The organism is Aphanothece microscopica RSMan92 (assembly GCF_046613545.2).
In the GTDB taxonomy this organism is placed as follows: Bacteria; Cyanobacteriota; Cyanobacteriia; order PCC-6307; family Cyanobiaceae; genus NIES-981.
In genome coordinates, this window is record NZ_JBKKKY020000128.1 from 1 (window position 1) to 2,741 (window position 2,741).

General features: G+C 66.8%; 5 protein-coding genes. 4 read left to right on the top strand and 1 reads right to left on the bottom strand.

The window, feature by feature from the left end; genetic code table 11:
* A partial coding sequence (locus ACLD7X_RS16235; protein WP_411424722.1) for a photosynthetic reaction center family protein occupies positions 1-310 on the top strand: 310 nt, incomplete at its 5' end.
* Between the two features lie 138 nt (positions 311-448).
* Positions 449-979, top strand: coding sequence for a cupin domain-containing protein (locus tag ACLD7X_RS16240; protein WP_411424723.1), 531 nt, complete (start codon positions 449-451; stop codon positions 977-979).
* A 51-nt stretch (positions 980-1,030) separates the two neighbouring features.
* Here ACLD7X_RS16240 and ACLD7X_RS16245 read toward each other — a convergent pair whose 3' ends face one another.
* Positions 1,031-1,288, bottom strand: a complete 258-nt coding sequence (locus ACLD7X_RS16245) for a hypothetical protein (RefSeq protein ID WP_411424724.1) — start codon at positions 1,286-1,288, stop codon at positions 1,031-1,033.
* A gap of 361 nt (positions 1,289-1,649) precedes the next feature.
* On the opposite strand from ACLD7X_RS16245, the gene ACLD7X_RS16250 reads away from it, so the two are divergent.
* Together ACLD7X_RS16250 and ACLD7X_RS16255 are read left to right on the top strand one after the other, a co-directional pair.
* Entirely contained in the window at positions 1,650-1,895 is a 246-nt protein-coding gene (locus ACLD7X_RS16250) for a hypothetical protein (protein WP_411424725.1), read from the top strand.
* Between the two features lie 167 nt (positions 1,896-2,062).
* A complete protein-coding gene (locus ACLD7X_RS16255) occupies positions 2,063-2,347 on the top strand; it encodes a hypothetical protein (RefSeq protein ID WP_412007419.1) in 285 nt (94 codons plus the stop codon).
* Positions 2,348-2,741 lie beyond the last annotated feature (394 nt).

Consider the following 2,741-nt stretch of genomic DNA (forward strand, 5'->3'; position numbering starts at 1 on the left):
CCTGATCTTCCAATACGCCAGCTTCAACAACAGCCGCAGCCTGCACTTCTTCCTGGCTGCCTGGCCTGTGATCGGCATCTGGTTCACCGCCCTGGGCGTGAGCACGATGGCGTTCAACCTGAACGGCTTCAACTTCAACCAGTCGATCCTCGACGGCCAGGGCCGCGTGATCAACACCTGGGCTGATGTGCTGAACCGCGCTGGTCTGGGCATGGAAGTGATGCACGAGCGCAACGCTCACAACTTCCCCCTCGACCTGGCCGCTGCGGAAGCCACCCCCGTGGCGCTGACCGCCCCGGCGATCGGCTGAGGCTGAACAGCCCGGCTGAGGCTCAGGCCTCAGGATCAACAACGGAATCCCGCTGGCCCCCCTCCCACGAGGGGGGCTTTTTTGTGGTCGCGAGCAAGGCCCGCCACAGTGTTGGGTGCCACCCTTCCGACCTTTCCCATGCCGTGGTCCCTCGAGCTGGACAGCATCAGCGTGGATCGTCTGGTGCAGCAGCTGGGGCTGCAGCCCCATCCCGAGGGCGGCTGGTACCGGGAATTCCATCGCAGCGGGGTTTCCGTGCAGAGGTCCGACGGTGAACGGCGGGCCGGGCTCACCCAGATCCTGTTTCTGCTGCCGGCAGGAGGGCTCAGCCGCTGGCATCGGGTGCTGGGTGCGGATGAGGCCTGGCACTTCGTGGCCGGAGACCCCCTGGAGCTCTGGATCCTTCCTCCCCAGGGCGGCGTCGCCGCCTGCCGTTGGTTGGGACCGCTGGCGCTCCCCGGCACGGCCACGGCGGCCGTGACTTCCGAACTCCTGACGGAACCGGTGGTGGTGGTGCCGGCCGACTGGTGGCAGGCGGCACGCTGCCCGGGGCGCTGGAGCCTGGTCAGCTGTTGTGTGGGGCCTGGCTTCGACTTCCGGGATTTCGAACTGCTCGATCAGCTCCCACCGGCGCAGCATCCCTCCGGGGCCTGTTCGAGCTTCCTCTGATCGCCTCTCCCTGGGAGCCGGGCACCAGCGGCCGCCAGGGCGGCATCGCCATCACACCACCGGTGCCGGGCGGCTGCGTGCAGCCACGGCCGCAGCCCCGAAGGCCGTCAGTCCGAGCCCGGCCAGAGCAGCCAGACCAGCCAGGGTTTGCAGGGTCAGGAGAAGCAATCCCAGCGCTGAGGCGGTCCTGATCTGGATCCGGGCCTTGATCAGCAGGGTGAGCAGCAGCAGCACCGTGGCCTGAAGCGCGGCCATCTTCACGGCGACCGCCGTGGCGGTGAGGGGTAACAGGGGGCAGGGAAGCAGCATCGCGGAGAAGCGGTGCCCCAATCCTGGCGAGGTTGGCGGGGTGTGGCGGCCGAATCTGGCCAGGTGAGCCGCAGCAATCCCGGGCTCCTGGCCAGGCCTCAAGGACCAGTGCGCCGTGTCATCCCCTCAGCAGCCGTCAGGAGTGCGCTGAGGATCGGGCGCCTGCTCCAACAAGCTCAAGGATCCCTGACATCACGGGCGTGTCACCCCCTGGCCTGACCAGCTGGCCGCGCTGCTGGGAATGGGGCGGCTTCACCGGTCCGCGCGTCCAACGCCCTGAAAGGCGTGTCGCGAGACACAGCGGTAGACATCCGCGCTGGGCAGGCTGAATTTGTCGTCAAATCGAGATATGGGCGCTCCCATGAACTATCCCCACCGGCTGTACCGCTTGATCGATGGCTGGTGCGAGCCTCACAGGCAACTCGATTCCTCCTACAGCAGCCTGGAGGAAGCCCTGGGTGATGCCATCGCCTGGGTCGAGACGACCGCTGTCGATTCCGTGCTCAGCCTGATTGGCGTGGAGGTCCGCACTGCGAATGGAGACTGGCGAACCCTCCGGTTACCTGGCCCGCTGCTCTGTCCTTTGCTCTGTCCGCTGCCGGGATGATCTCCGTGACCTCCCTGCCAGGCAGCGTTGAGATCGGGCAGCTCGGAGCGTTGCTGAAGCACGGCCACCCCAATCGGCTCGGCCCGGTGAGGGGCTTTCTCCCGGTCGGTTGCGAAGGACCATCTCCTGCGGTCATAACGTCAGCAGAGTCACTCTGGAGAGCCACCTTGAACGCAGGCAGTTCCACTGACCTCACGCACGCCGCGGGGCTCAAGCCGGTGCACTGGCACCTGCCAGAGGCGCTGCTCGACGCACTCAGGAGCCAGGCGGCGATCGATGGGGTGGCAGTCGAGGTGATCGCCGCCTGGGTCGTGGAGGCTGGCCTGATCGACCTTGGCCTGATGCCCAATGGACGCTGCTCCCTTCGCACGGGCCTGTGCGGCGGCGGACCGGTACCCCTGCCGATCCAGCAGAGCGCCTCCACAACATCCCCCACGGCGGCCGCGTGCTGATCGGCCGAGGCTGTGACCCGGGGGACGTGCTGGCCCTGCGTTGCTTCGGTGAGCACCGGCTGGATGGCTCGCCCCATGACGGGGTGCTCTGAACCGCCGGTCCCTCACCAGCGCCTCTTTCGGCTGCTGCCGTGCGTGGAGCCACCAACCTGCGCAAGGTGTGGCACTCGCTGAACACACGTTGATCCGATCTTGTGATCTGCCGTGGACTTTCAGGTCCCCTGCTCCCTCTGCTGGAGTGGTTGGGAACTGGCCTAATGCGCGCAGGCCACCAGCAAGCCGGGGGTCGCGTCCCTTGGAGTGGTGTAAATCCCGAGGCCTGTGATCTGATCGCAGCGTGGTGATCAGGCAGCCGCAGCGAGTGCAGCTGTTGGTTGATCTTGGGCCGGATCGC